Genomic DNA, 26,999 nt, shown 5'->3' on the forward strand with positions numbered 1-26,999 from the left:
GGACGGGACCCGCATTTTCGCGCTGCATAGGCACCGACCGAGAAGCCGGCTGGGAGAGCCGGCGCTGCGGAGCTAGGGGGCGGGCAGGGTGCGCTGGGCGGCGTTGGCGGCTGTGTGGGTGCGGGTGGCGCCGTCGACGCGCTCGATGCGTGCGCTCGGCGCCACTGCGGCGATCGCGTCGCGTACGGCGTCGGGCATGGCAGCGGCGCCGCCCACGATGACGATGCGCGACGGCCGGTACTCGGCGACAATTTCCACGACGGCTGCCGACAGCTCGTCACTTGCGGAGTAGAGCACCGCTGAGTCGTCGGTGCGCGCTGCTACTGCTGCGGCAACACCGATGTCGGGTGGGCTCCAGCCGTTCGCCACGATCAGCGTCCGTCCTCGGGCGACGGTAGGGCTGCCCAGTGCCATGCGTGCTGCCGTTGCGGCAGTATCCACCCTGGTCGCCCCATCGAGGCGCTCCACCTCGATCGCCGGCGCTGCAGCCGAGACGGCTTCCGCGACCTCGGCCGAGACAGCGGCGGTACCGCCCACGATGATGATGCGCAGCGGCCGGTACTCCTCGATCACCGCCGCAGTGGCCTCGGGTAGCTCGTCAGCCGCGGTGTACAGCACGGCCGAGTTGTCGGTGCGCGCCGTCAGTGCCGCCGCGACGCCCAGATCGGGAGCGCTCCAGCCGTTCGCCACGATCAGCGTGCGCCGAGCCTGCCGGGCGGGATCGCCCAGCACGAAGCGAGCCGCTGCTGCGGCCGTGTCGATCCTGGTCGCACCGCTGAGCCGCTCGATGTTCGTCCCCTCGGCGGCGTCACGCACCTGGCCGACAACGGCGCTGCTCAGTGCCGCCGGACCACCGATGATCCTGATGTTGCGCGGTCGGTGTTCGCACAGCAGTTCTTCGGCATCGTCGGGCAGCGAGCCCGCAGATGCGTACAGCACGGCCGAGCCGGGGATCCGTGCCGCCAGCGCCGCCGCCACGCTGATGTCCGCCGGGCTCCAGCCGTTCGCCACGATGATCGTGGCGGTTCCGATCGCGGCGCGGCACTCGTCGTCGGCCGATCCGCCGCCGCCGCCGCCACCGCCACCGCCGACGGGGCCACCGCCGCCGCTCGGGCCACCACCGCTGGGGCCACCACCGGTCGGGGGCGAGGTGTCGACGGGGGTGGCCAGGTTCGCGACGGGGCCGCCGATCCGGATGTCGTCCTGCGTGTCGACATAGGCGGTCACCCGGTAGGAGTAGGCGCCGGGCGGGGGCGTGTCGGTGTAGGTCACGACGCCGTGGCTCGAGAGCGGCACAGCCTGGACGGTGACATCCGAGGTGTCGACCCTGAAGAACATCAGCGACTCGGTGTCGGTCGTCCCGTTGCCTGCCTCAAGGCTCAGCGGCGTAGCGCCGTACAGCTGCAACGTGTGGGTCTGGACGGGTGAAGCCTGCTGGGCACCCGCATCCGCGTTTACCGGGACGCTGGCATCGCCGCTTGCTGAGACGTCGCTGACGAAATGCCACGGCCCTCCGGCGGCCCGGCGCTCCAGCCGGTAGCCGGTCGGGTTCGAGTCTTCGGGCGCAGACCACCTGACCTGAACGGATCTGGCACCCGACCGGCTCGCCGTCACGCCGCTCACCATCTCAGGTGCCGTCACGCCCGCGGGCAGATCGCTGGCCGCAATGGTGACCGCCGCAGGGACCACGTCGAACCCTGCGGCGGTGCCGCCTACATCGATGACCTCGACACCCTCGGCCTCCGCGTCGTTGACGGGAGCGATCGTGAACCTCGCTGAGGCACTTGACTCACCGGCGGGAATAATCGCGCTCCACTGCGTCGGCGTGGCCGTGAAGTCCACGCCGCCGCCGGTCGCTGTTCCGCCCAGCCACAACGTCACCTCCGTGGGGGTGCTGCGCGTCACCGAGCCGGGCAGGTTCGCATGGACGGTGACCATCGTCGGGTCAGGGTCCGTCGTTGCCGAGTCCTGGCCCTCGCTGATGCTTAGGACATTCACCGACAGCGTGATCGTGCCCGAAGCGGTGTCGTCGTCGTCGATCTCCAGCGTTGCCGACGTGACGCTCAGCCCTCCCGATGCAGTGCCCCCAAAGACGACCGTCTCCGCCGGGCGCTGCGGGGAGCCGTCGCTCTCGTCAAGCGTGTCATCGTTCGGGTCGATGCGGAACGTCGCCGACGCGCTGGTTTGCCCGGCGGGGATCGTGATGTCCACTGCGTTGGCACCGCTGTCGGTCAGTTCCGCAGCCGGCGTGTAGTCGTTGTCTGCCGCGTCCGGGGCGGAACTCCGCTGAGCGGTGCCTGCCAGGCTCAGCGTGACCGAAGTGTCAGCTTCGAGCGTGCCCCCGTCGAGGGTGGCTGTCACCCTCACATTCGTGGCGTTGGCCCGCTCAGCCAGCCTGGTCGGGCTCACGGTGAGCGTCAGGCTGGTCGATGGAGCGTCGTCGTCTGTCAGGGTGATGGCCGGCGCGGTGGCCATGCTGAGCCCCGCGGCGGCGCCCGCCACCACGATCGTCTCGCCGTTCTCGGTCACGGTGTCCTGTGCGGGCGTGAACCGGATGACCGCAGTGGCGCTGGCTTCGCCGGCAGGGATCGTGATGTCGGCGTCGGCGTCGCCCAGCGCAGCCGGCGCGGTGTAGTCAGCATCGCGCTCCGCAGTTGACGCAGTACTGTCCACCGACAGGACCACATCGGTTTCGGTGAGGCGGATCGCGCCGCCGCGCAGCGTTGCGGTCACCGTGATGCTGACCGGCTGGCCCGCGCGCCGTTCATGGATGACGGTGGGCGAAACACTCAGGGCGATACCGGTTACGGTGTCGTTGTCGGCGAGCTCGATGCTCGCTGGCACCACCGTCAACGTGCCGGAGGTGCCATTCGTGGCGGCGACGTGACCGCCGACGGTGATCTTCTCGTGCGGTCGCTGCGCGGAGCCGTCGCTCTCGTCGATCTTGTCGTCGATCGGATCGATGAGCATCCGCAGCGTCGCACTGCGCTGTTCAGCGGGGATGACGATGGTCTTCCAGATCGGCGACGACGTGTAGTCGTCGTCTGGCACAGCGGTACCGCCCAAGCTCAGCAGCACCCGAGTCGGCGCGAGGCGCGCTCCCGCATCCAGCGTGGCTGTCACCTCGACACGTGTCGGCTCCGATGCCTCGGTGAGCGGGGACGCCGGCGTTGCGGTCAGCGTCAGCTGGGTCGACGTCGCGTCGTCGTCGTCGAGGTCGATGGTCGCTGAATTGACAGTGAACCGCTGGGCCGTGGGGCACGGATTCGCCGCGGCGCGGCACGCCTGGCCATTGACAACGATGGTTTCCTTGTTGCCTTCGTCCACCTCGTCGTCCGTGGGGGTCACGGTGAACTTGGCTTCCCCCTGCGAGGCGCCAGCGGCGATGGTGATCTGAGGCAGCGTCCCAGGATCGGCGTAGTCGGTGCCCTTGACAGCCGAGCCGCCCAGGCTGAGCGACACCGTCGTGGCCTCGGTGCGGGTGGCGCTGCCGCGCAGCCTCGCCCTCACGGTCACCTCGGTGCCCTGCGCGCTCTCGTCGATGCTGGCCGGACTCGCCGTCAGGTCGAGAATCGTGGAAGCGGTGTCGTTGTCGCGGATCGTGATCGTGGCGGTGCTGGCGCCCACCGTCATGCCGCCGGTGGCGGCACCGGCGATGACGATGGTCTCGTCGGACTCGTCGAGGCTGTCGTCGGCCGGGTCGATCTTGAACGTCGCGGTGCCGGAGGTCTGGCCCGCCAGGATCGTGATGGCGGGCAGGGACGCTGGGTCCAGCTCGTAGTCGGTGCTCTGCGTGCTCGAGGTGCTGTCGATGCTCAGCGCAACGGTCACATCGGCAGTGGGGGCCCCGTCGTTCACCTCCGCGGTCACCGTCACCTCGACGTTGTTGCTGTCGTTGGGGTCGCCTTCGGCGTCCTCGTCGATGGAGGTCTGGTTGCCCGCGGCGGAATCGGTGTCCACTCGCAGGGCTATGGCCGTCGATAGTTGATCGTCGTCGATGATCGTGATCGTCGTCGACGAGACGCTGAAATCTGTACCGGCTGACCCAGCGATGATGATGGTCTCGTTGGGATCCAGCAGCCGGTCCTGCTGGGGCTCGATGTTGAACTCGGCATTGCCCGATGCCTGGTTCGCTCCGATAGTGACCTGCGTGCTGAGGCTGCCCCGGTAGTCGTTGCCGATGCCTCGGTCTGCTGTGGATCCCGTGGCGCCGACGGTGACATCGACGGTGACCGCCTGAGTCGTACGTGTGATGTCACGCGCCGCGATCACCTGGAAGCGAGCGAGCGATGTGCCTTCGCCGACCTTGTCGTGTGGCGGTCCCGCGGGCGAGATGCGCCCGAGGCTGAGCCGGATGACCGGCTTTTCGTCGTCGACCAGGTTGATCGTGGCCGAAGTGACGTCGAAATCGGTGAGCGTGCCCCCCAAGGTGATGGTCTTGTTGCCCTCGGAGTCATTGTCGTCAGTGGGGTTGATCTTGAATCTGGCAGTGCCGGTGAGGCTGCCCTTGGGGATCGTGATGGTGTCCGGCAGCGTCGTGTGGCTGTAGTCGTCGTCAGCATCTGTGCCCGCCTGCGCGGAGCCGCCCAGCGCGCCGTCCAGATCCACCACGGTCGCCTCATCGAGCGACACCGTGCCCTGCAAGGTCGCCGTCACTGTCACCGCTATGTTGCCGCCGTCATTGATGTCGCCCGCCGCGTTCTCGTTGATGGCGGCCGGCGACATGCTCAGGTTGATGACGGTGGACGCCGCGTCGGCGGAGTCGTCGATGCTCAGCGTCGCGGAGCTCACCGAGATCGTGGTGGCATTCGGGGTCGTGGCCGCCGACGCCGACCCGGCGATGACGACGGTCTCCGACGCGCCCTCGTCCACGCTGTCGTCGACGGGGTCGAGCTTGATCGTGGCGGTGCCCTTTGTGGAGCCGGCGGCGATGGTGATGTCCACCGTGCTGTCGCCCAGCTCGGAGTCCGCCTCGTAGTCGGTGTTGCGCGTCGCGGTCGAGGTGCCGCCAACCGACAGTGTCACCGACACCGCCTCAGCCCGCGTTCCCCCGTCCAGCGTGGCGGTCACCGTCACCTCGACATCGCCGTTGGCATCGCCTGCGGCTTCCTCGTCGATGCTGGCCGGCGACACCGACAACGACAGGCTCGTGGACGGCGTGTCGTCGTCGACGATGGTGACGGTCGCCGCGTTCACCGTGAATCCCGACAGCGCGCCCGAGACGACGATCGACTCGTCGCCCTCGGACAGCCGGTCCTGGCTCGGCGTGATAGAGAACGCCGTCGCGGTGCCGCTGAGGCTTCCCGCCGGAATCGCGACAGTCGCAGGCAATCCGGTGTGGGTGTAGTCGGTCCCCGCCGTCGCGGTGCCGCCCAGCGACAGCGCCACCACGGTCGCCACCGAGCGCGACACGGTGCCCGACAACGTCGCTGTGACGGTCACCGATGTCGCCGAACTCTCCCCCTCGCCGATGCTGGCATCGTTCACGCTCAGCGTGATGGTCGTGGATGCCGTGTCGTCGTCGGAAATCGTGATGTCCGCCGAGGCCACTGAGATCGCTGTGCCGTCCGAGCGCGCCGTGCCTCCGATCACGATCGTCTCGCCGGTGCCCTCGTCGACGCTGTCACCGGTCGGGTCGAACTTGAACGTCGCGCTGCCGCTGGTTTGGCCGGCCGGGATCGTGATGTCCACCGTCGAGTCGCCCAGCGCCGCCGGCGCCGAGTAGTCGGTGCCGCGCGTCGCGGTCGAGGTGCCGTCCACACGCAGCGTCACCGTTGTCGCAGTCGGACGCGTGCCGCCATCGAGCGTCGCCGTGACCGTCACCTCGACATCGCCGTTGTCGTCCCCGGTTGCCTCTTCGTCGATGCTGGTGCTGGTCCCGGCGCCCGGGTCGGTGTCCACGCTCAACGTCAGGCTCGTCGACGGCGTGTCGTCGTCGGTGATCGTGATCGTCGCCGGGTTCACCGTGAACCCCGACAGCGTGCCCGAGACGACGATCGTCTCCCCGCCCGGCTCGGTCTCCTTGTCGTCGGTCGGGTTCACCTTGAACGTCACCGACGCGCTGGTGGCGCGGGCAGGGATCGTCACGCTCGACAGCGCCGTATGCGCGTAATCGGCGCTGGTCGCAGTGCCGCCCAGCGACAGCGCCACCACCGTCGCCTTGTCGTGCGACACCGCCGTGTCCGCCAGCGTGGCCGTCACCGTCACCACGACGTTGCCGCCGTCGTTGGGATCTCCGGCGGCGTTCTCCGCGATGATGGAAGGCGACACGCTCAGGTCGACGGTCGTCGACGCGGCATCAGTCGAGTCGTCGATCGAGATCGTCGCCGAGCTCACCGAGATCATAGTGGCGGTCGGGGTGGTGGCCGCCGACGCCGTCCCGGCGATGACGACGGTCTCCGACGCGCCCTCGTCGACGGAGTCGTCGGCGGGGTCGAGCTTGATCGTGGCGGTGCCCTCCGTGGAGCCGGCGGCGATGGTGATGTCCACCGTGCTGTCGCCCAGCTCGGAGTCCGCCTCGTAGTCGGTGTCGCGCGTCGCGGTCGACGTGCCGCCAACCGACAGCGTCACCGACACCGCCTCCGCGCGCGTCCCGCCGTCCAAGGTGGCAGTGACCGTCACCTCGACATCGCCGTTGTCGTCGCCTGCGGCCTCCTCGTCGATGCTGGCCGGCGACACCGACAACGACAGGCTCGTCGACGGCGTGTCGTCATCGACGATCGTGACCGCCGCCGCGTCCACCGTCAGCCGGTCCGCGGCCGGGCACGGGTCCGCGTCGGACGCGCACCCCGAACCGGACACCTCGATTGTCTCCGCGCCCTCGGTCAGCTTGTCGTCGACCGGGTTCACCTCGAACGTCGCCGTGCCCGAGGTCTGCCCAGCGGGGATCGTCACCGACCCCGGCCCCGTATGGGAGTAATCGGCAGACATCGCAGAGCCGCCCAGGCTCAGCGCCACCACCACCGCCTCGTCGTAGGCCACGCTGCCGCCCAGCGTCGCGGTCACCGTCACCGACACGTTCCCCTCCGAGTCGCCGTCGGCGTCCTCCGCGATCGAGGTCTGGTCGCCCGCGGCCGGGTCGGTGTCCACCCCCAGCGCCACCGCCCTCGACGCCACGTCAGTCGCGTCGTCGATCGACAGCGTCGCCGAGCCCACCGAGATCGTGGTCGCATTCGGAGTCGTCGCCGCCAACGCCGACCCCGCGATCACCACCGACTCCGACGCGCCCTCGTCCAGGCTGTCGTCCACCGGGTCGAACTTGACCGTCGCGCTGCCCTCCGTCTGGCCGGCGGGGATCGTGATGTCCACCGTCGAGTCGCCCAGCTCCGCATCCGCCGTGTAGTCCCCGGCGGCGCCGCGGTCCGCGGTCGACGCCGACCCCACGCTCAGCGTCACCGTCACCGCCTCGTCGCGCGTCCCCCCGTCCAGGGTGGCCGTGACCGTCACCTCGACATCGCCGTTGTCGTCCCCGGTTGCCTCCTCGTCGATGCTCGACGGCGACACCGACAACGACAACGACGTCGACGGCGTGTCGTCGTCGACGATGGTGATCGCAGCGCCGTTGACGGTGAACACGCTGCCGTCGCCCACCTGCCCGGAGAACGCGATCGTCTCGTCGCCCTCGGTCAAAGAGTCGTCGACCGGGGTGACCGTGAACGCCGCGGTGTGCCCCGACGACGCGCCGGCGGGGATCACCACCTGGGCGGGCAGCGAGCCCGTGTAGTCCGTGCCGCCGCCCGCCGCGGACGATCCGGCCGTGCTCAGCGTCACCGTCACCGCCTCGTCGCGGGTCACCGACGTGTCCGCCAAAGTCGCGACCACCTCCACCGAGGTCGCCGACGTCTCGCCCTCGCCGATGCTCGCGTCGGTCACTGACAGGTTGATGACGGTGGACGCCGCGTCGGCGGAGTCGTCGATCGAGATCGTCGCCGAGCTCACCGAGATCGTGGTGGCACTCGGGGTGGTGGCCGCCGACGCCGACCCGGCGATGACGACGGTCTCCGACGCGCCCTCGTCGACGGAGTCGTCGGCGGGGTCGAACTTGATCGTGGCGGTGCCCTCCGTGGAGCCGGCGGCGATGGTGATGTCCACCGTCGAGTCGCCCAGCTCGGAGTCCGCCTCGTAGTCGGTGTCGCGCGTCGCGGTCGACGTGCCGCCAACCGACAGCGTCACCGACACCGCCTCCGCCCGCGTCCCGCCGTCCAAGGTGGCAGTGACCGTCACCTCGACATCGCCGTTGTCGTCGCCTGCGGCCTCCTCGTCGATGCTGGCCGGCGACACCGACAACGACAGGCTCGTCGACGGCGTGTCGTCATCGACGATCGTGACCGCCGCCGCGTCCACCGTGAACCCCGACAGCGCGCCGCTCACGGAAATCGTCTCATTGCCTTCTGAGAGCCGGTCGTCGGTCGGGTTGACCTTGAACGTCGTCGTGCCCGAGGTCTGGCCTGCGGGGATCGTCACCGACCCCGGCCCCGTGTGGGTGTAGTCGGCGGACGTCGCCATGCCGCCCAAGCTCAACGCCACCACCGTCGCCTCATCGCGTGACACCGTGCCCGACAGCGTCGCCGTCACCGTCACGGTCACGTTGCCGCCGTCGCTCGTGTCACCCGCCGCGTTCTCCGCGATCGTGGACGGCGACACGCTCAGGACAATCTCCTTCACGACGGTGTCGTTGTCGGCGATGGTCAGCGTCGCCGAGCTCACCGTGATCGCGGTGGTGCCCGACACAGCGGTACCCGCGATCACGATCGTCTCGCCGGTGCCCTCGTCGACGCTGTCACCGGTCGGATCGATCTTGAACGTCGCGCTGCCGCTGGTTTGGCCGGCCGGGATCGTGATGTCCACCGTCGAGTCGCCCAGCTCCGCATCCGCCTCGTAGTCGCCGCCGCTTCCGGTGTCGCGGTCCGCGGTCGACGCCGACCCCACCGACAAAGTCACCGTCACCGCCTCGTCGCGGGTCCCCCCGTCCAGAGTCGCGGTCACCACCACCGCCACCGACGTCACCCCGTTGCCCGGGTCGTCGCCGGCCGCCTCCTCGTCCACGCTCGACGGCGACACCGACAAAGAAACGCCTGTCGCCTGCTGCTTCGTCTTGGCGGTGACGGCGTCGGTCCAGTCGCTGGTGCCCTCGTGGTTGGCGGCCCTGATCTGCACGTCGTAGGAGGTGTCGGGGTCGAGGCCGGTGATCTTGGCTTTGGTGGCCGTGCCCGAGTGCGCCCACGTCGTCCATGACGTCGCCGCCGTCTTCTTGTAGCGCAGCGCGTAGCCGGTGAGCGCCGGCACGCCCGAGGGTGCCACGGGGGCAGTCCAGCTGACATCCAGGCTGGTCGGCGACGCGGTGGCCACCGTCACCGACCGCGGCGTCAGGGGCGGCTCGTCCACGTCGTTCACGCTGATCGTCACCGCCGTCGCGGCGTCGAGCAGCCCGTCGGTGGCTGTCACCGTGACCCGATAGGTCTGCTTGGCCTCGTAGTCCAGTAGGACACCCGTGGCCGGGGTGATCTGGCCGGCTGCGTTGATCTCGAACGACGCCGCGTCGTCGCCGCTCAGCGAGTAGGCGAGCGTGTCGCCGTCGGGATCGGTCGCCGCCACCGGTGCGCCCACCGCGGTGGTCGAGTCGCTGTTCTCCGCCACCGAGCGCGACACGGTCGCCGATGCGAACACCGGCGCCCGCTGGAACCTCGCCGCTCGTTCCCGCACGTCGAGTGCGTTCGCGGCGTTGAGCACCGTGTCGTAGTCGTTGTTGCGGATGGGGTTGTCGCCGGCGGTGTAGCTGACGGTGACCGTCGCGTTCTGCGCCGGCGGAGAGGCCAGGCTCAGCAGCACCTTGTTGCCCACCACCCGCACCGGGCTGGCCGCGGCCAGCGACACCGCCGAGCCGCCCACCGTCACTTCGAAGTCGCCCGCCGCGGGCACCGAGCCGTCATCGAGCGGCCTGCTGTAGACCAGCGCGACTGTCGATTCCCAGAATGCGACGCGCTCCAGTCTCGGGCAGCCGTCGAACGCGGTGGCAAACCGCACTGCAGCAGACCCCGACGCCCCGTCGGGATCGGTGGCGGTCACCGTCACCGCGGTGATCACCGGGCTCGTCAATGCCGGGCGGATCGCGTCGATCTCGCACCTCGAGCGGGCCTGGAAGAACACCGTGCTCAACGGCTCCAGATACGCCGGGCCGTCCGGCGCGGGCTTCGCCACCTCGGCGGGATCGGCCGCTGCCGTGTAAGTCAGGGTGTCGCCGTCGCTGTCGGTGCACGACAGCCCCCGGAAATTCGCCAAGATCTTCGCCGGCGCGTTCACCGGCTGCTCTCCGGACCCCGCCGAGCACACCGGCGCGGCGTTCGCCGGCGCCGACTTGCTGCCGTCTGCCAGATGACCCGCTTGGGACCCCAACCCGGCATGGGTCAGCGACGCGGCCCGGCCCGAGCCGTCCACCAGCGTGGCCCCGCCGGCCAGCGACACCACCGCACCGCCCGGCACCGACACACCGTCGTTGTCAGAATCAGCCGCCACCACCGAATAGCGGAACCGCAGCGTCGACGCCGTCCCCGACGTCGAACCTCCCCTCACCAAACTCGCCGTTCGCGCCGTGCCCCCCACATCGAGGCTCACCCCGATCAACGCACCCGTCGCCGACACATCCCAGGTCACCGGCCCGGCCCACGTGACGTCCACCACAATGTTCTGGCCCGCCCCGTAGGTCTCCTTCGTGCCGTTGTTGTCGACATCCAGACGCGGCGACGACACCACCGCCACACCCGAGACCGCCACACCCCCAGACAGCGTCGACCCCGACACCGCATCGGACCAGCCGCCGGTGCCGTCGGCATTGACCGCGCTGACCTGCACCTCATAGGCGGTGGCCGCCTCCAAGCCGGTGATCGTCGCCTCCACGCCCGTGCCCGAAAGCGCGAAATCGGTCCACGACGACTCCGACGACTTCTTGTACCGCAGCGCGTAACCGCTCACCGCCGGCACCCCCGACGGCACCACAGGCGCGGTCCAGGCCACCTTCACGCTCGTCGGCGACAACCCCGACACCGACACTGCCGTCGGCTTGCCCGGCAGCTCGACCACGTTTGTCACGGTGATGGCGACGACGCGGGTGTCGTCCACCGCGGTGTCCGCGTTGCCGTCGTCGTCTTTGCCGTCGCTCACCTGCACGATCAAGTTCAGGGTCGCCTCGTCCTCGTGGTCCAGCGACGCCTCCGCCGCCACCGTGATCGCCCCCGACGAGTCGACCGCGAACGACGCCGCGTCATCACCGCCCAGCGAATACGACAGTGTGTCCCCCTCGGGATCAGTCGCCGCCACCGTGCCCATCGAAGTGCCCGCCGCCGAGTTTTCCGCCACCGACAGCGCCGTGGGCGCCGACGACGGGAACGACGGATTGCGATTGGCGGGGGCGGGATTGACCAAGCCGGTCACACGCAGGCGCAGCGGGCCGTTGTTGGAGGCGGTCCATCCATTGCTCGAGGTATTCGTCCGCCAAGTCATCTTGTCGGCCACGCTCCATCCCGCGGCCGCGCCGGAGTCCTCGGCGGTGCTGCTGGTGCTCGAGGGCCGACCTCGGGTTCCCTCCACAACCACCCAGTACGTGGTGTTGGCGGCGAGCTCGAAGCCGTCGCCGGGGGCAGCGAACTCGTTGAAGCCGAACTCCAGCGACGACGGATTCGCGAACGTGCCAGCAAACACCGTCGGATCGCTGTTCGCGGCGCCCAGGGGCAGGCTGGTGGCCAGCTTGACCGTCACCCCTGTCGGCGACTCGTCGCCGAAGGGGCGGAACCTCAGCGCCACCCGGGTCAGGGTGTACCCGTCGGGATTCGCACCGGTAGTGAACGCCGTTGCGGTGTCCTGGCCGCTCAGCGTCCAGATGGTCGGTCCTGCAGTCTGAGCCAGGGTGGACACCAGCACCTGCTCGCACACGTCCCCCGCCTGGGCCTTGGTGTGGTCCACCTTGTGGGCCGCATCGGCGGCCACGCCGTCGTGGGCCAGCGCGACCGCCGTTCCGTCGTCGGTGAGCATCGTGCCGCCGTTGAGCTCCAACGAATTGCCCACCACCGCCACGCCCGCCGTGGAGGAGTCCCCCGCGGCCACGGCGTAGGCGAACACCAGATCGACTGTGTCGCTGCCCGACTCATAGGCCGCCCACCGCTCGCCCGAGGTGCCGGCCGCCAGCCTGATCTTCAGCCTCGGCGTCCCGGTGACCGTCACCGCCTTGGTGAACCGCACCGTCACCCGGATCACATCGCTGCGCCCGTAGACATCGGCGGTACACGCCATCGACGAGACCGCCGCCCCGTCCACCCCCGGCGCCACGTCTGTCCTGCCGAGGCCAGCGGTCGACCAGCCACTGGTGCCCTCGTCGTTGGCGGCGCTCACCTGCACGCCGTAGCCCGAATCGGAGTCGAGGCCGGTGATCGTCGCTATCGGCGACGTGAGACTTTGGGGAAGGTCGGTCCATCCCGGAGGATCCCCCGCCTTCCGGTAGCGCACGCTGTAACTGGTGATCGCCGGGACGCCCGGCGGCACCACGGGCGGGACCCAGCTGACGTTCAGGCTGGTCGCCGATGCGGTGGTCACTGTGGGCTGCGTCGGCCTCGGGGGCGGCTCGTCCACATCGGTGACGCTGATGGTCACGGCCGTCTCGGCGTCGAGCAGCCCGTCGGAGGCCACGACCGTTACCTCATAGGTCTGCGTGGCCTCGTAGTCCAGGAGGACACCCGTGGCTGGGGTGATCTGGCCCGCCGAATCGATCTCGAAGGATTCCGCGTCGTCGCCGCCCAGCGAGTAGGCGAGCGTGTCGCCGTCGGGATCGGTGGCCGACACCGGCGCGCCCACTGCGCTGAGCGAGCCGCCGTTCTCGGCGATCGAGCGCGACACGGTCGCCGCAGCGAACACCGGCGCTCTCTGGAGCGCGGCGGCGCGTTTGTCCAGGTTGAGTGCATCTGCGGCGTCGGGCACCGCGCGGTAGCCGGCGTTGCGGATCGGGTCGTCGCCGGCGGTGTAGCTGACGGTGACCGTCGCGTTCTGCGCCGGCGCAGAGGCCAGGCTCAGCAGCACCTTGTTGCCCACCACCCGCACCGGGCTGGCCGCGGCCAGCGACACCGCCGAGCCGCCCACCGTCACTTCGAAATCGCCCGCCGCGGGCACCGAGCCGTCATCGAGCGGCCTGCTGTAGACCAGTGCAACGGTCGATTCCCAGAATGCGATGCGCTCCAGTCTCGGGCAGCCGTCGAACGGGGTCGAGAACCGCGCCACAGCAGACCCCGACGCGCCGTCAGGATCGCTGGCGGTCACCGTCACCACCGTGATCGCCGGACTCGTCAATGCCGGGCGGATCGCGTCGATCTCGCACCTCGACCGCGCCACGAAGAACACCGTTTCGGCCCACCCCGCATACGTCACGCCGTCCGGCTGCGCCACCTGAGCGGGATCGGCCGCCGCCGTGTAGGTCAGGGCGTCGCCGTCGCTGTCGGTGCACGACAGCCCCCCGAAATTCGCCAAGATCTTCGACGGCGCGTTCACCGGCTGCTCCCCGGACCCCGCCGAGCACACCGGCGCGGTGTTCGCCGGCGCCGACTTGCTGCCGTCCACCAGATGACCCGCCTGGGACCCCAGCCCCGCATGGGCCACCGACGCCGCGCTGCCCGAGCCGTCCACCAGCGTGGCCCCGCCAGCCAGCGCCACCACCGCGCCTCCCGACGCCGAAACTCCCACACCATCAGCGTCGGCATCAGCCGCCACCACCGAATAGCGGAACCGCAGCGTCGACGCCGTCCCCGACGTCGAGCCGCCCGTCACCAAACTCGCCGTTCGCGCCGTGCCCCCCACGTCGAGGCTCACCCCGATCGACGCGCCGGTCGCCGACACGTCCCAGGTCACCGGCTCGGTCCACGTGACATCCACCACAACGTTCTGGCCCGCCCCGTAGGTCTCCTTCGTGCCGTTGTCGTCGGCATCCAGACGCGGCGACGACACCACCGCCACTCCCGAGACCGCCACACCCCCGGCATCGGTGGTACCGGTGCCGGAGTCCGACCACACGCTGGTGCCCGCGCTGTTCACCGCGTTCACCTGCACCTCGTATTCAGTGCTCGCCTCCAGGCCGGTGATGGTTGCCGTGACGCCAGTGCCCGAATGCGCCCACGACGACCACTGCGCCGCCGGCGACATGCCCGACTTCCGGTAGCGCACGCCGTAGCCGGATATTGCCGACCGTCCTGCCAGGACAGGCGCCGTCCAGGTCACTCCTAGGCTGGTCGACGACCTTGCTGTCACCGACGGGACCGCCGGCGCATCGAGCACCGGCGACTCGTCGTCGACGAGGCTGATCGTCGCCTGGGCCGCGGTGAGATCTGAGACCGTTCCCGAGATGACGATCGTCTCGTCGCCCTCGTACATCTCGTCGTTTGAGGGGTTGATCTTGAATGTCACGGTGCCTTCGGTACCGTCCGCCGCGATCGGGATCGACGGCAGTGCAGCGGGCGCGGTGTAGTCGCCGCCGCTGCCGGCGTCCCTGGTTGCAGTGGAGCTGCTGTGTACCGACAGCGCCACCGAGGCGTCCGCCTCGAGGGTGCCCCCGACCAGCGTCGCCTTCACCGTCACCACGATGTTGCCTTCGTCGTTGACGTCGCCCGCTGCATCCTCGTCGATGCTGGTGCTGTTCCCGGCGCCGGGTTCGGTGTCCACGCTCAGGGTCACGCCCGTCGCCCGCTGCTTGGTCTCGCCGGTGCCGGTGGCCGACCAGCCGCTGGTGCCCTCCGCGTTGGCGGCGTTCACCTCCACGTCGTAGGCGGTGCTGTGCTCGAGGCCGGTGATGGTCGTCGTGACGGCAGTGCCCGAATGCGCCCACGACGACCACTGCGCCGCCGGTGACTTGCCCGACTTCCGGTAGCGCACGCTGTAGCCGGTGAGCGCCGGCTTGCCGTCCATGTCGGGCGCGGTCCAGCTCACATCCACACTGGTGTGCGACGCGGTTGCCACCGACGGCATCGCAGGCGCGTCAGGCGGCTCGTCCACATCGGTCACGCCGATCAGCACCGTGATGCGGTCGTCGATGGCCGCCTCCACCTCGGCGTTGCCCTCGGCGTCGGTGCCGTCGGTCACCTGCACGGTGATCGAATAGGCCGATCTCTCCTCGAAGTCCAGCGACGCCGTCGCCGACACGGTGATCTGCCCCGACGAGTCAATGTCAAACGATTCGGCATCCGCGCCGGCCAGCGAGTAGGCCAGCGTGTCACCGCTGTCGGCGTCGGTGGCCGCCACCGTGCCCACCACGGTGCCCGCAGCGCTGTTCTCCGCAACGCTCTCGCGTTCGCACCCGGCGTCGCCGAACGACGGCGCCGAGTTCGCTGCCGGGTTCACGAAACCGTTCAGGCCGATCTTCAGCGGAGTCGCCGTGGTCTGGACGTCGGCCGACTTCAACCTGGCTGTGGAGCTGTCCGCCACCAGCCAGCCCGCCTGGCCGCCCGAATCCTCACCCGTGTCGGAGGTATGCCGCAGCGTCACGCCCGAGCCCGACGAAAACACCACCGTGTAGCGGCGGCCCGGAAGCAGCGTCGTGCCATCGGGCGCACCGAGAGAGTTCACCCCCGCCGACAGCGTGGTGGGCACGGTCAGGGTCGCCACCACCGTGCGGCAGTCATTGGTGGGGAAGCCGCCCCTGACCACTTCGGCGGTCATGGCACCGTTGAAAGAGCCCTGCACATCCACGTCGACCGCGTCCAGCAGATAGCCGCCCGCGTTCGGTCCCGTCGACACCTGCTGGGCGGCATCGAACGACCCCAAGGCCCGCGATCCCGACGCTGTCACTCCCAGGTTGGACACCAGCGTCGATGCCCGCGTCGAGCCGCCTGCCGTGGCCGACCAGGCACCCGCTCCCCCGAGGTTGCGGGCTCGCACCTGCACCACATAGTCGGTGTCGGCAGTCAGCCCGGTGACGGTCGCGGTGGTGCCGGTGCCGGTTCCGAGGACGTCGGTCCAGTGCGACTCGCTGGCCGGCGCCGACGTGCCCGCGAACCAACGCAGGTCGTGGTCGGTGATCGCCGCGTTGCCGGTTGCCACCGGATCGGTCCAGCTCACATCCAAGCTGGTCGGCGACGCCACCTTGACCGTCACCCCGGTCGGCGCATCCGGCTTTACCACCGAGACGCCGCTTGTGTGGCTGAGTGCCATGCGCACTGACGAGCCGCCGCTGTGGGCGGTCCACGTGCCGCTGTTGGTGGACTCGTGGGCGTTGTTGTGGATGTTCCAGCCGCTGAGGCCGCCCGAGTCCTCGCCGTCGCTTTGGGTGCGGCCGACCCGGACGTGCCCGGTGGCCTCGAGCACCAGTGCGTATCCCGTGTTGGTCGTCAGCGTCGAGTCGGCGGGCGCCGTGAAGGTGTTGACCGCGTTGGCCGTCACCGTCGCCGGGCCGCTCAGCGATATCAGCCGAGTCTTCGGCAACAGATCCTGGCCGGTGCTCCAGATGCTGGCGGTGATCGTGGCGCCGGCCGGGAACTCGGCGATCATCACATCGACATCGGAGAACTCGAACGTCGCATTGCTGCTGCTGCCGGTGAAGAACAGCTGAGCCACCCGGACGGTCTGGCTGTTGCTGACATTGCCCACGCTGAAATGCGAGCTGTCCGCCGTCTGGCCCAGATTGCCCACCAACGCCGTCACCGGCGCACCCGTGCTGCCGAACCCGCTCGGCGACCACCCGCTGTCGCCCCGCGCGTTGGTGGCACGCACCTGCACCTCATACACCGCGCCCTGCGACAAGCCCGTGATCGTCGCCGAAGTGCCAGTGCCCGAATGGGAATGAGACGCCCACGCCGACTCCGCCGGCTTCTTGTAGCGCACCCCGTACCCGGTCACCGCCGAACCCCCCGCCAACGGGCGCGCCGTCCACTCCACCTTCACGCTCGTCTCCGACACCCCCGTCACCGTCACACCAGCCGGCGAACGCGGCGGCCCGTCGTTGTCAAGGAAATCGATCGTCGCGCCATGCACCGTGAACCCCGGCGCCGAACCCCCCACCACGATCGTCTCGTCACCCTCCACGGTTGTGTCGTTCACCGCCGTGAACCTCAACGGCGACGCCGTAACAGCCGACAAACTCCCCGCCGGGATCGTCAAAGTGCCCAGCGGATCCGGCGACACCGTGTAATCCCCGCCAACCCCCTTGACCGCCGTACCCGACAAACCCAACGTCACCACCGTGTCCACATCCAGCGCCGTACCACCCCGAAGCGCCGCAGTCACACTCACCCCAACCGCCGAACCACCCTCCTCGATCTCAACAACATCCACACCCAAATCAATCGTCGTCGGCACCGCCTCATCATCAACAACAAACAACGACGCAGAACTCACAACCAGGCTGCTAGTGCCCGAGGCGGCGGTGCCGGTGATCACCACCGTCTCGGTGATCTCGTCGAGCATGTCGGTGGCCGGGTTGATCTTGAACGTCGTGGATCCGCTCGCCTGCCCGGCCCGGATCGTGATTTTCGGCAGCGTCGCCGTCGCCAGCGAGTAGTCGGTGCCGCTGGTCGCGGTCGACGAGACGCTGTCCACCGACGGCGTCACGATGGTGTCCGCCTTCAGCGTGGGGCCGTCGAGCGTCGCAGTCAACGTCACCTCGAAGTTGCCGTCGTCGTCGCCCGGTGCCTTCTCGCTGACGCGATCAGGCGTCACGCTCAGCGACAGGCTCGTCGAAGGGTTCACCGTGACAGGCGGGGCGCCGCTTGTGTGGCTGAGTGCCATGCGCACTGACGAGAAGCCGCTGTGGGCGGTCCACGTGCCGCTGTTGGTGGACTCGTGGGCGTTGTTGAGGATGCTCCAGCCGCGGGCGCGGGCGGAGTCCTCGTCGTTGCTTCGGGTGCGGCCGACCCGGACGTGCCCGGTGGCCTCGAGCACCAGTGCGTATCCCGTGTTGGTCGTCAGCGTCGAGTCGGCGGGCGCCGTGAAGGTGTTGACCGCGTTGGCCGTCACCGTCGCCGGGCCGCTCAGCGAGTACACCTGTGCTCCGGGAAAGACGTTGTTGCTCTTGTCCCGGACGATGGACCAGATGCTGGCGGTGATCGTGGCGCCGGCCGGGAACTCGGCGATCATCACATCGACATCGGAGAACTCGAACGTCGCATTGCTGCTGCTGCCGGTGAAGAACAGCTGAGCCACCCGGACGGTCTGGCTGTTGCTGACATTGCCCACGCTGAAATGCGAGCTGTCCGCCGTCTGGCCCAGATTGCCCACCAACGCCGTCACCGGCGCACCCGTGCTGCCGAACCCGCTCGGCGACCACCCGCTGTCGCCCCGCGCGTTGGTGGCACGCACCTGCACCTCATACACCGCGCCCTGCGACAAGCCCGTGATCGTCGCCGAAGTGCCAGTGCCCGAATGGGAATGAGACGCCCACGCCGACTCCGCCGGCTTCTTGTAGCGCACCCCGTACCCGGTCACCGCCGAACCCCCCGCCAACGGGCGCGCCGTCCACTCCACCTTCACGCTCGTCTCCGACACCCCCGTCACCGTCACACCAGCCGGCGAACGCGGCGGCCCGTCGTTGTCAAGGAAATCGATCGTCGCGCCATGCACCGTGAACCCCGGCGCCGAACCCCCCACCACGATCGTCTCGTCACCCTCCACGGTTGTGTCGTTCACCGCCGTGAACCTCAACGGCGACGCCGTAACAGCCGACAAACTCCCCGCCGGGATCGTCAAAGTGCCCAGCGGATCCGGCGACACCGTGTAATCCCCGCCAACCCCCTTGACCGCCGTACCCGACAAACCCAACGTCACCACCGTGTCCACATCCAGCGCCGTACCACCCCGAAGCGCCGCAGTCACACTCACCCCAACCGCCGAACCACCCTCCTCGATCTCAACAACATCCACACCCAAATCAATCGTCGTCGGCACCGCCTCATCATCAACAACAAACAACGACGCAGAACTCACAACGAACCCAGGCGCCGCGCCGGCGATCACGATCGTCTCGGTGGACTCTGCGACCTGGTCCTGCTCCGGGGAAATCTGGAACGTGCGGTCCGCGGAGGCCTCGCCCTCGCCGAGACTGATCGACAGGCTGCGTGCGCCCCGGTAGTCCTTGCCCGCACCCCTCATCGCCGTCGAGCCGTCCGCGCCGATGGTCACTGCCACCGTCACCGGCGCCGAGTTGGCCGACACGTCGCGGCTCGCGGTCACCGTGAACGTGGTGGGGGACGCGTTCTCATTGATCTGGATGGCGTCGAGGCTCAGCGTGATCACCGGCTTGTCGTCGTCCTCCAGCGTGATCGTGGCTGGGTCCACGATGAACTCGCCGGCGGTGCCGCCCACGACAATGGTCTCGTCGCCCTCGAGGCGATTGTCCTGGGTCGGGGTGATGGTCAGCGACACGGTCGTGGAGGCGGCCGACTCCCCCGCAGGGATGGTGACGGTGCCCAGCGTCTCGGGCGATGACCTGTAGTCGGCTTCGTCACCGGTGCCCCGCCTGGCGGATGAATCGCTCGTGATGGCGAGCTTCACCGTCGTGTCCTCGCTGCGCAGCGCATTGCCGGCCCAGGCGGCGGACACCGTCACCTCAACGGCCTCGCCAGCGCCCTCGCTGATGCTGTCGACATCCACGCTCACGACTATCTCCGACACGGTGTCGTTGTCGGAGAGCACGAGGGTGGCGGGGCTCACTCCGAGGCTGTCGGTGCCCGAGGCGGCGGTGCCGGTGATCACCACCGTCTCGCCGGCACCCTCGTCGAACAGGTCGGATGCCGGGTTGATCTTGAATGTCGCGGTGCCGCTGGTCTGTCCGGCAGCGATGGTGACCGGCGGCAGCGACGCGCTGGCCAGCGAGTAGTCGGCAGTGCCTGCGGTGGAGGTGCTGTCCCGCGACAGGGCCACGGTGGTGTCCGCCTCCAGCGGGCCGCCGTCGAGCGTCGCGATCACCGTCACCTCGACGTTGCCGTCGTCGTCGCCCCACGCCCCTTCGCTCACCCGATCAGGCGTCAGGCTCAGCGACAGGCTCGTCGCCGGGGTCACCACGACTGCAGGGGCCTCGCCCTCCTCGTTGATCCGCATGCGCACTCTCGCGCTGTCGCTGGGGGTCGTCCAGTTCGTGCCGCCGTCCGTCGACTCAAATCTCGAGGAGATGCTCCAGCCGCTGGCGCTCCCCTCGTCTTCGTCGGAGCTTCTCGTGCTGCCGAGCTTGACGCGACCGGTGGCCTCCAGCACCACAGCAAAACCCCTGTTGGCCGTCAGCGTCGAGTTGGCGGGCGCCGTGAACGTGTTGACCGCGTTGGCCGTCACCGTCGCCGGGCCGCTCAGCGATATCAGCCGAGTCGTCGGCTGCAGATTCTGGCCAGTGCTCCAGATGCTGGCGGTGATCGTCGCGCCGGCCGGGAACTCAGCGATCATCACCTCGACATCGGAGAAGTCGAACGTCCCATCGCTGCTGCTGCCGGTGAAGAACAGCTGGGCCACCCGGACGTTCTGTTCGACGATGCGGCCGATGCGGCCGACGCTGATGGAAAGGGCGAACGGAGTCTGACCCAGATTGCCCACCAGCAACTTCTTGGTGGGCGTCGGCATCGCCGATGACGACCCCGACGTCGTGCCGCTGGCCGCGGTGGACCAGGCCCCGGCACCGTCGGCATTCACAGCGCGCACCTGCACGAGATAGGCGGTGCCGGCGTCCAAGCCCGTGAGCGTGGTCGAGAGGCTGACGCCGGTGACGACATGACCCGACCAGGCGCCCTCGGACGACTTCTTGTAGCTCACCTCATAGCCGGTGACCGGCGGCCGGCCGGAGGCGCTCGGTGCGGTCCAGCTCACGGTGAAGCCCGAAGTCGATTCCGCGCTCACTGAGGGCAGGCCGGGTGCACGAGGCTGCTCGGCGGCGTCGGTGACGTTGATCGTGATGGCGATGGAGTCGTCGACAGCGGGCGTGGCCTCGGCGGCGCCGCCGGCATCCTCGCCATCGGTCACCCGGGCGGTGACGGAATAGCTCGACTTGGACTCGTAGTCGAGCGAGACGTTCGGCTTGAGGGTGATGCGGCCCGTGGCACTGATGTCGAACAGGCGCGCATCGGTGCCTGCCAGCGAGTAGGTCAGCGTGTCGCCCTCCACATCACCGGCCGCTGCCGTGCCCAACCACGTCCCAGCGGCACTGTTCTCGGCCACGAAGAGCGACTTGGCCGGGCCGTCGTCGAACGCCGGCACCGTGTGAGCCGACGGCGGGTTCGACGCCCGGTTGGATGCCTCCCAGAACGCCTCGCGACCGGTCTGCTGGGCGTAGTTGCCTGCTGCGTCACGCGCATTCGAGTTGAAAGTTGCGTGGACATGGGAGTCGGTGGCGCGTAGCGGGAGCCGACTTAACACGTCCTCCATGGCGACGGTGACAACCCGGCCGGCGACCGAGGCACTCCCTGCGCCAAGGTCGTATTCCAACTCAAAGGTTCCATCGCGCTCGAACTCCAACGTGACACTGGGGTTGCCCGGTACGACACCCGGCGCCAGGCGCTCGTCATAGGTGGCCTGCACGTTGTAGCCAAACGCGATCAACGACCCTGGGACGATCCGCGGCGAGCGGGTGTCGACCTGGTGCCGGGGATCGTGGCCGATCCTGGCGTGGCTGGGATCGGCATCCGTGGTGGCCCCTGTGGCGCGAATGGCAGCAGCGCCGCTGACGCTCAGGCTGTCGGCGTCGATGGCGATGCCCCGCGTCGATGTGTCTCCCGCTGCCACCCTGTAGGTGAACTCCAGCGTCGTGGTGTTGGTGCGCCCCTTGCTGGCGTCGAACGTCATCGTCTTCTCGCCGAAATCGGGATCGAGCCGCAGGCGCAGCACCGGGGCGCCCACCACGTCTACCGGAGAGTCGAAGGTCACCCGGGCGCGCACCACATGGCCCGGCCCGTAGGTCTCCTTGACGCCGTCGAAGTCCGAGTCGGCCGGGGCCGCAGACACCAGTGCCACGCTGCTCACCCCGGGCTGGTAGCTCGCCGAGCGGTCGGTGAACCCGCGAGCATTGATGGGATTGTCACGCGGGGTGTAGCTCACGGTCACCGTATCGCTGCGCAACACCGCCCGGGCCAGCGTGAGCACCACCGACTGGCCGGCGACGCTCACCCCGCCGCGGGCCGCGAGCGGCACCGCGGTGCCGCCCACCTTCACCTCGAAGTCGCCCGCTGCGGGAATCCAGCCGGCGTTGAGCGCGGAGTCGAAGGTCAGCGTCACGGCGGCATCGCGGAATGCGGCGCCCGCCAGTGACGGGCACCCGCCGAAGGCGGTGCTGAAGCTCGCCGAGCCCGTCGCCGCGGTGCCGTCGGGATCGACCAGGGTGATCGTCGCCGTCGTGGCAACCGGGCTGGTCAGTGCCGGGGTGATCGACCCGAGCTGGCAGTGACCCGGCGCCTCGAACCACAACCGGCCACGGGCCTGGTCATAGGAGATGGCCCGGGCCAGTGCCGCAGGCACGCTGCTCACCGACACCGCCAGCGTGTCCCCGTCGGCGTCGCTGCACACCAGGCCGTCACGCACCGCGGTCGACCCTGCCGGCGCCACTACGGACCCGGCGACCGAGCCCGTGCACACCGGCGCAGCGTTCGCCGGCGCCGACCGGCTGCCGTCCACCAGGTGGTGCGCGTGCGCGGCCACGCCGCTGTGAATGCGCCCGGCCGCCAGGCCTGAGGCAGCACTCACCAGCGTCGCATTGCCTGTCGTGGTCACCAGCGTCGCACCGGAGGCCGCCGTCACCGCCACGCCGTCGGCGTCGGTGTCGCTTGCCCGCACCGCGTAGCGGAAGCGCAGCGTGGTCGCGGTGCCGCTCGTCGCTCCGCCCGTCACCAGGGATGCCGTCTGGGGTGTGCCGCCCACGTCGAGGCGCACCCCGATGGCGGCGGCCCCCGAGACCCGCCACGTCACCGGCACCGGCCAGGTCACGTCCACCACGATCGGCTGGCCCGCCCCGTAGGTGTCGTTGGTGCCGTCGCCGTCGGCATCGAGGCGCGGCTTGGACACCACCGACACGGCCGAGATTGCGAGCGCGGTGGAAGCGGTGCCCGAGGCCGACCACTCGCTGTCGCCCTCGGCGTTGGTGGCGCGCACCTGCACCCGGTACGTGCCTGCGGCGTCCAGGCCGCTGATGGTGGCCGTGGTGGCGGCGCCGGCGTCGAGCACTTCAGTCCAGGCTGAGGCGTTGCTCGGGTCGGCGCTGCCCTTGAACCAGCGCAGATCGTGATCGGTGACCTCGGGCTTGCCGGTGACATCGGCAGCAGTCCACTGCACGCGCAGGCTGGTGGGCGATGCCGCGCTCACCTGCGGCGTGCCCGGTACCCCCGGCGGCTCGTTCTCGTCGGTGACGTCGACTGTGACCGCGATGGTGTCGTCGTTCGTTGCCGTGGTCTCGGCGTCGCCGTCGATGTCCTCGCCGTCGGTCACCTGCGCGCTGAACGAATGCCTCGGCTTTGCCTCGAAGTCGAGCGTGACGCCCGACTTCACGGTGATCTCGCCCGAGGCGCTGATGTCGAACGAGCTCGCATCGGTGCCCGCGAGCGAATAGGTCAGCGTGTCGCCGTCGACATCGGTGGCCGCCGCGGTGCCGACCGACGCCCCGTCGGCGTTGTTCTCGCCAATGGACAGCGTGGACGCGGCGCCGTCGTCGAAGGCAGGCGCCGATGCGGGCGCGCCTTGGCCCGACGCCGACCAGCCGCTGGTGCCCTCGGCGTTCGCGGCGTTGACCTGCACCTGGTAGGCGGTGCCGGAGTCGAGTCCGGTGATCGTGGTCGACACGGTCGTGTCGGTGTGGGCGTGAGCGGTCCACACCGTCTCGGTGGTCTTCTTGTACTGCACCCCGTAGCCGGTGATCGCCGGCTTGCCGCTCACATCGGGCGCGGTCCAGCTCACCGTCACGCTGGACCGCGAGGCGGTGACCACGGTGGGCGCTGCCGGCGAGTCGGGCGGCTCATTCACGTCGGTCACATTGATGGTCACGTTGTGGGTTGCGTCCACGCTGGTGTCCACGGTGCCGTCGTCGGCCAGGCCGTCGCTCACCGACACTGTGGCCGCATAGCTCGACTTGGCCTCGAAGTCGAGCGTGGCGCTCGATCCCACGGTGATCTGGCCCGATGAGTCGATGTCGAATGCAGCGTCGGTGGCGGTGTCGAGCGAATAGGTCAAGGTGTCGCCGTTGGCGTCGGTGGCCGCCACCGTGCCCACCGAGGTGCCCGACGCGCTGTTCTCGTCCACGCTCAGCGCCGTCGGCGCCGTAGACGGGAAGGTCGGCTTCACATTCTGGCTGCTGTTGGACACCGTCTTGTTGGAGAAGCCGTCGGCCGGGTTGGCCGCGACGTCCCGCACCGGGTTGGAGGACGGCTTGGCGTAGCTGACCGTCGCCGTGTCGGTGCTGATCACTGGGGTGGCCAGCGTCACCGTCACCACTTGGTCGCTGATCGACACCGCTGCGCTGGTACCCGAGATCGTCCGGGCCGGGCCACTCTCCGGCGTCACCCTCACGCTGAACGCGCTGCCCGCCGGCGCCGAGTCGCTGTCCAGGGCCTCGTTGAAGCGCACCTTGAGCGTGGTGCCGTTCACTGACGCCGAGGAGAACTTCGGCGCCAGCCCGTCCACCTTGTGCGCGGAGTTGTGATTGACCTTGGCGAAGGCCAGGTTCGCCGTGATCGTGGTGCTTCCGGTGGCATAGATGGCGCTGCGGGGCGTGGTCAACGTGTTCGCGAGGAACGCGATGCCCGGACGCGACAGGTTGTTCTTCACCACCGTGTAGGTGAACTCCAGCGTGGTGGTGTTGGTGCTCCCCTTGCTGGCGTCGAAGGTCATCGTCTTCGTGCCGAAGTTGGGGTCGAACCGGAGTTGCAGAGAGGGCGAGCCCACCACGTCCACCGCGCGGTCGAAGGTCACGCGGGCGCGTACGACGTCGTTCACCTTGTAGGTGTCCACCGTGCCGTCGCCGTCGGAGTCCACCGTCGGCGTCGACACCAGCGCCACGCTGGTGACCGCCGGCACCGTCGGCGCCGTGCCGGTGGTGGTCGCTGTGGCGCTGTCCGACCAGTCGCCCTCGATCTCGGCGTTCTCGGCCCGCACCTGCACCTCGTATTCGGTGCCGGCCCACAGCCCGGTGAGGGCCGTCGAGGTGTGGATGGAATCGAGAGCCGACTCATGCGACTCCCACGACGTGGTGCCCGACCGGCGGTATCGCACGGCATAGTCGGAGATTGCCGGGCCCTTGTTCGATGGCGCCGACCAGCTCACCCCGAACGCGTGGTTTCCTGCGCCCGTCAGCGTCGGCTTGTCCGGCTTGCCGGGCTTTTCTGAGGTGTCAATGACCCCGATGACCTTCAGGAGGATCGCGTCCACGCCGGTGTCATTGCGGCCGTCGAACCCCTTGCCGTCGGACACCGACACCCGCAGGTAGTGGCGCTCGGCGGTCTCGTAGTCGAGCGACTTCCCATCACCCAGGGTGATCTCGCCCGAGCTGCTCACATCGAACACCGCATCGGACGCCGCGTCCAGCGAGTAGGTGAGCGTCTCGGTGTCGCCGTCGACGGCCGCAAGATCCGTGATGTAAGAACCAGAGTTCTCAAATTCGAAGTAGTCGCCTCCGGCGTCGGAGCTCCAGTACGGCTCGACGTTGATGGCGAACCCGTCGACGCGGATCAGGTACAGCTCGGTGGCGTCGAATACCCAGAAATCGTCGGATGAGGCCTTCGAAAGGCCGCTGTTGTGAACCGTCCACCCGCTGGCCGCGCCAGTGTCCTCCGACCGGCTGGAAGTAAAGGCCGCCTCTCCTGCCGTGCCCGACACCACCACCCAGTATTTGGTGTTCTGGTCCAGCACGGTGTCGACCGGCGCCTTGAACACCAGATTGCCTGCCGCCAGCGACGAAGGGTTGCGCAAAGTCACGACCGTGCTGGTGGGATCGTCGTCACCCGTCGCGATCTCGACCGTCACGCCGCTCGGCGCCTGGGCAAATCTCACCTGGACGCTCGTCAGCATGTAGTCCGACTCGGCCCCGCCGGTTGTGAACCCCTGCGCGTAGTCGTGGGTTGCCAGGGCTGCTCCGGTGCTTTCGGCTTCTTGGCCGATATTGGACACCAGCGTCGTGCCGGTGGCACTGGTGGCCGTCGTCGAACGCTGCTCGGTGCGGCCGGTGATCGTCGACGTCCACGGCGAGTTGCCGTCTGCGTTGACGGCACGCAACTGCACCCGGTACAGAGTGTTCGCTTCGAGTCCGCTGATCGCCGTTCGGGTCAGGATCGAGGAGCTGACGCCGTCCCGCTCGACGTAGGTCCAGCCGGTGTCGTTCTGCGGGTCCTGCGACCCGGCGACGTAGCGCAGCTCGTAGTCGCGGACCGGCGGCATCGAGCCTGTTGCCGTGGGCGCCGTCCAGCTCACCGCCAGGCTCGAATGCTTCAAATACAGCGGCGCCCCGACGGTCACCCCGGTCGGCGCCCGCGGCGGCTCGGACACGTTCTGGACACCGATGCTCACTTCGAGGCTCGCGTCCACGCTGCCGTCGGCCCCGCCGTCGGCCGCCTTGCCATCGGAAACCGACACGACCAGCGACCAGTCCTCCTTGGTCTCGTAGTCGAGGCGGCCGGCCCGGGCCACCGTGATGGCGCCCGCGGCGCTGATGTTGAACACCGCGGCGGAGGCGGTGTCCAGCGAGTACCGCAGCGTGTCATTGTCGGCGTCTGTGGCTGCCACTGTGCCCACGGTGGTGCCCGCGGCGGCGCTCTCGGACACCGTGAACCCGGTGTTCAGGCTCGACGGGAAGGTCGGCCGGGAGTTGGAGGTCTGCGCGGCAGCCGGGGATGCAGGTACCACCACCAGCGTGGAGGCAAGCATCAGCACCGCTGCGAGCGGTGCCGTGGGCCGCCAGCGCAACCGCCGACGGCCCACGGCACCGACCACTGGGGGGTTGAGGGTCACAGAATTATGAAGATTAGAACATTTACATCTATTAGATAGCGCTTAACGCTATATATCATCTCGGCCAATTCGGCAGGTCG

At 69.1% G+C, this 26,999-nt stretch carries 1 protein-coding gene; it reads right to left on the reverse strand.

Translation table 11 applies throughout. The annotated features are described in order from the left end of the window. Positions 1-72: 72 nt before the first annotated feature. Positions 73-26,919, reverse strand: a complete 26,847-nt coding sequence (locus tag ACOGI5_RS00895) for a fibronectin type III domain-containing protein (RefSeq protein WP_419862590.1) — start codon at positions 26,917-26,919, stop codon at positions 73-75. Positions 26,920-26,999: the final 80 nt, after the last annotated feature.

This window comes from Candidatus Poriferisodalis sp. (assembly GCF_965208925.1).
GTDB lineage: Bacteria > Actinomycetota > Acidimicrobiia > Acidimicrobiales > Poriferisodalaceae > Poriferisodalis.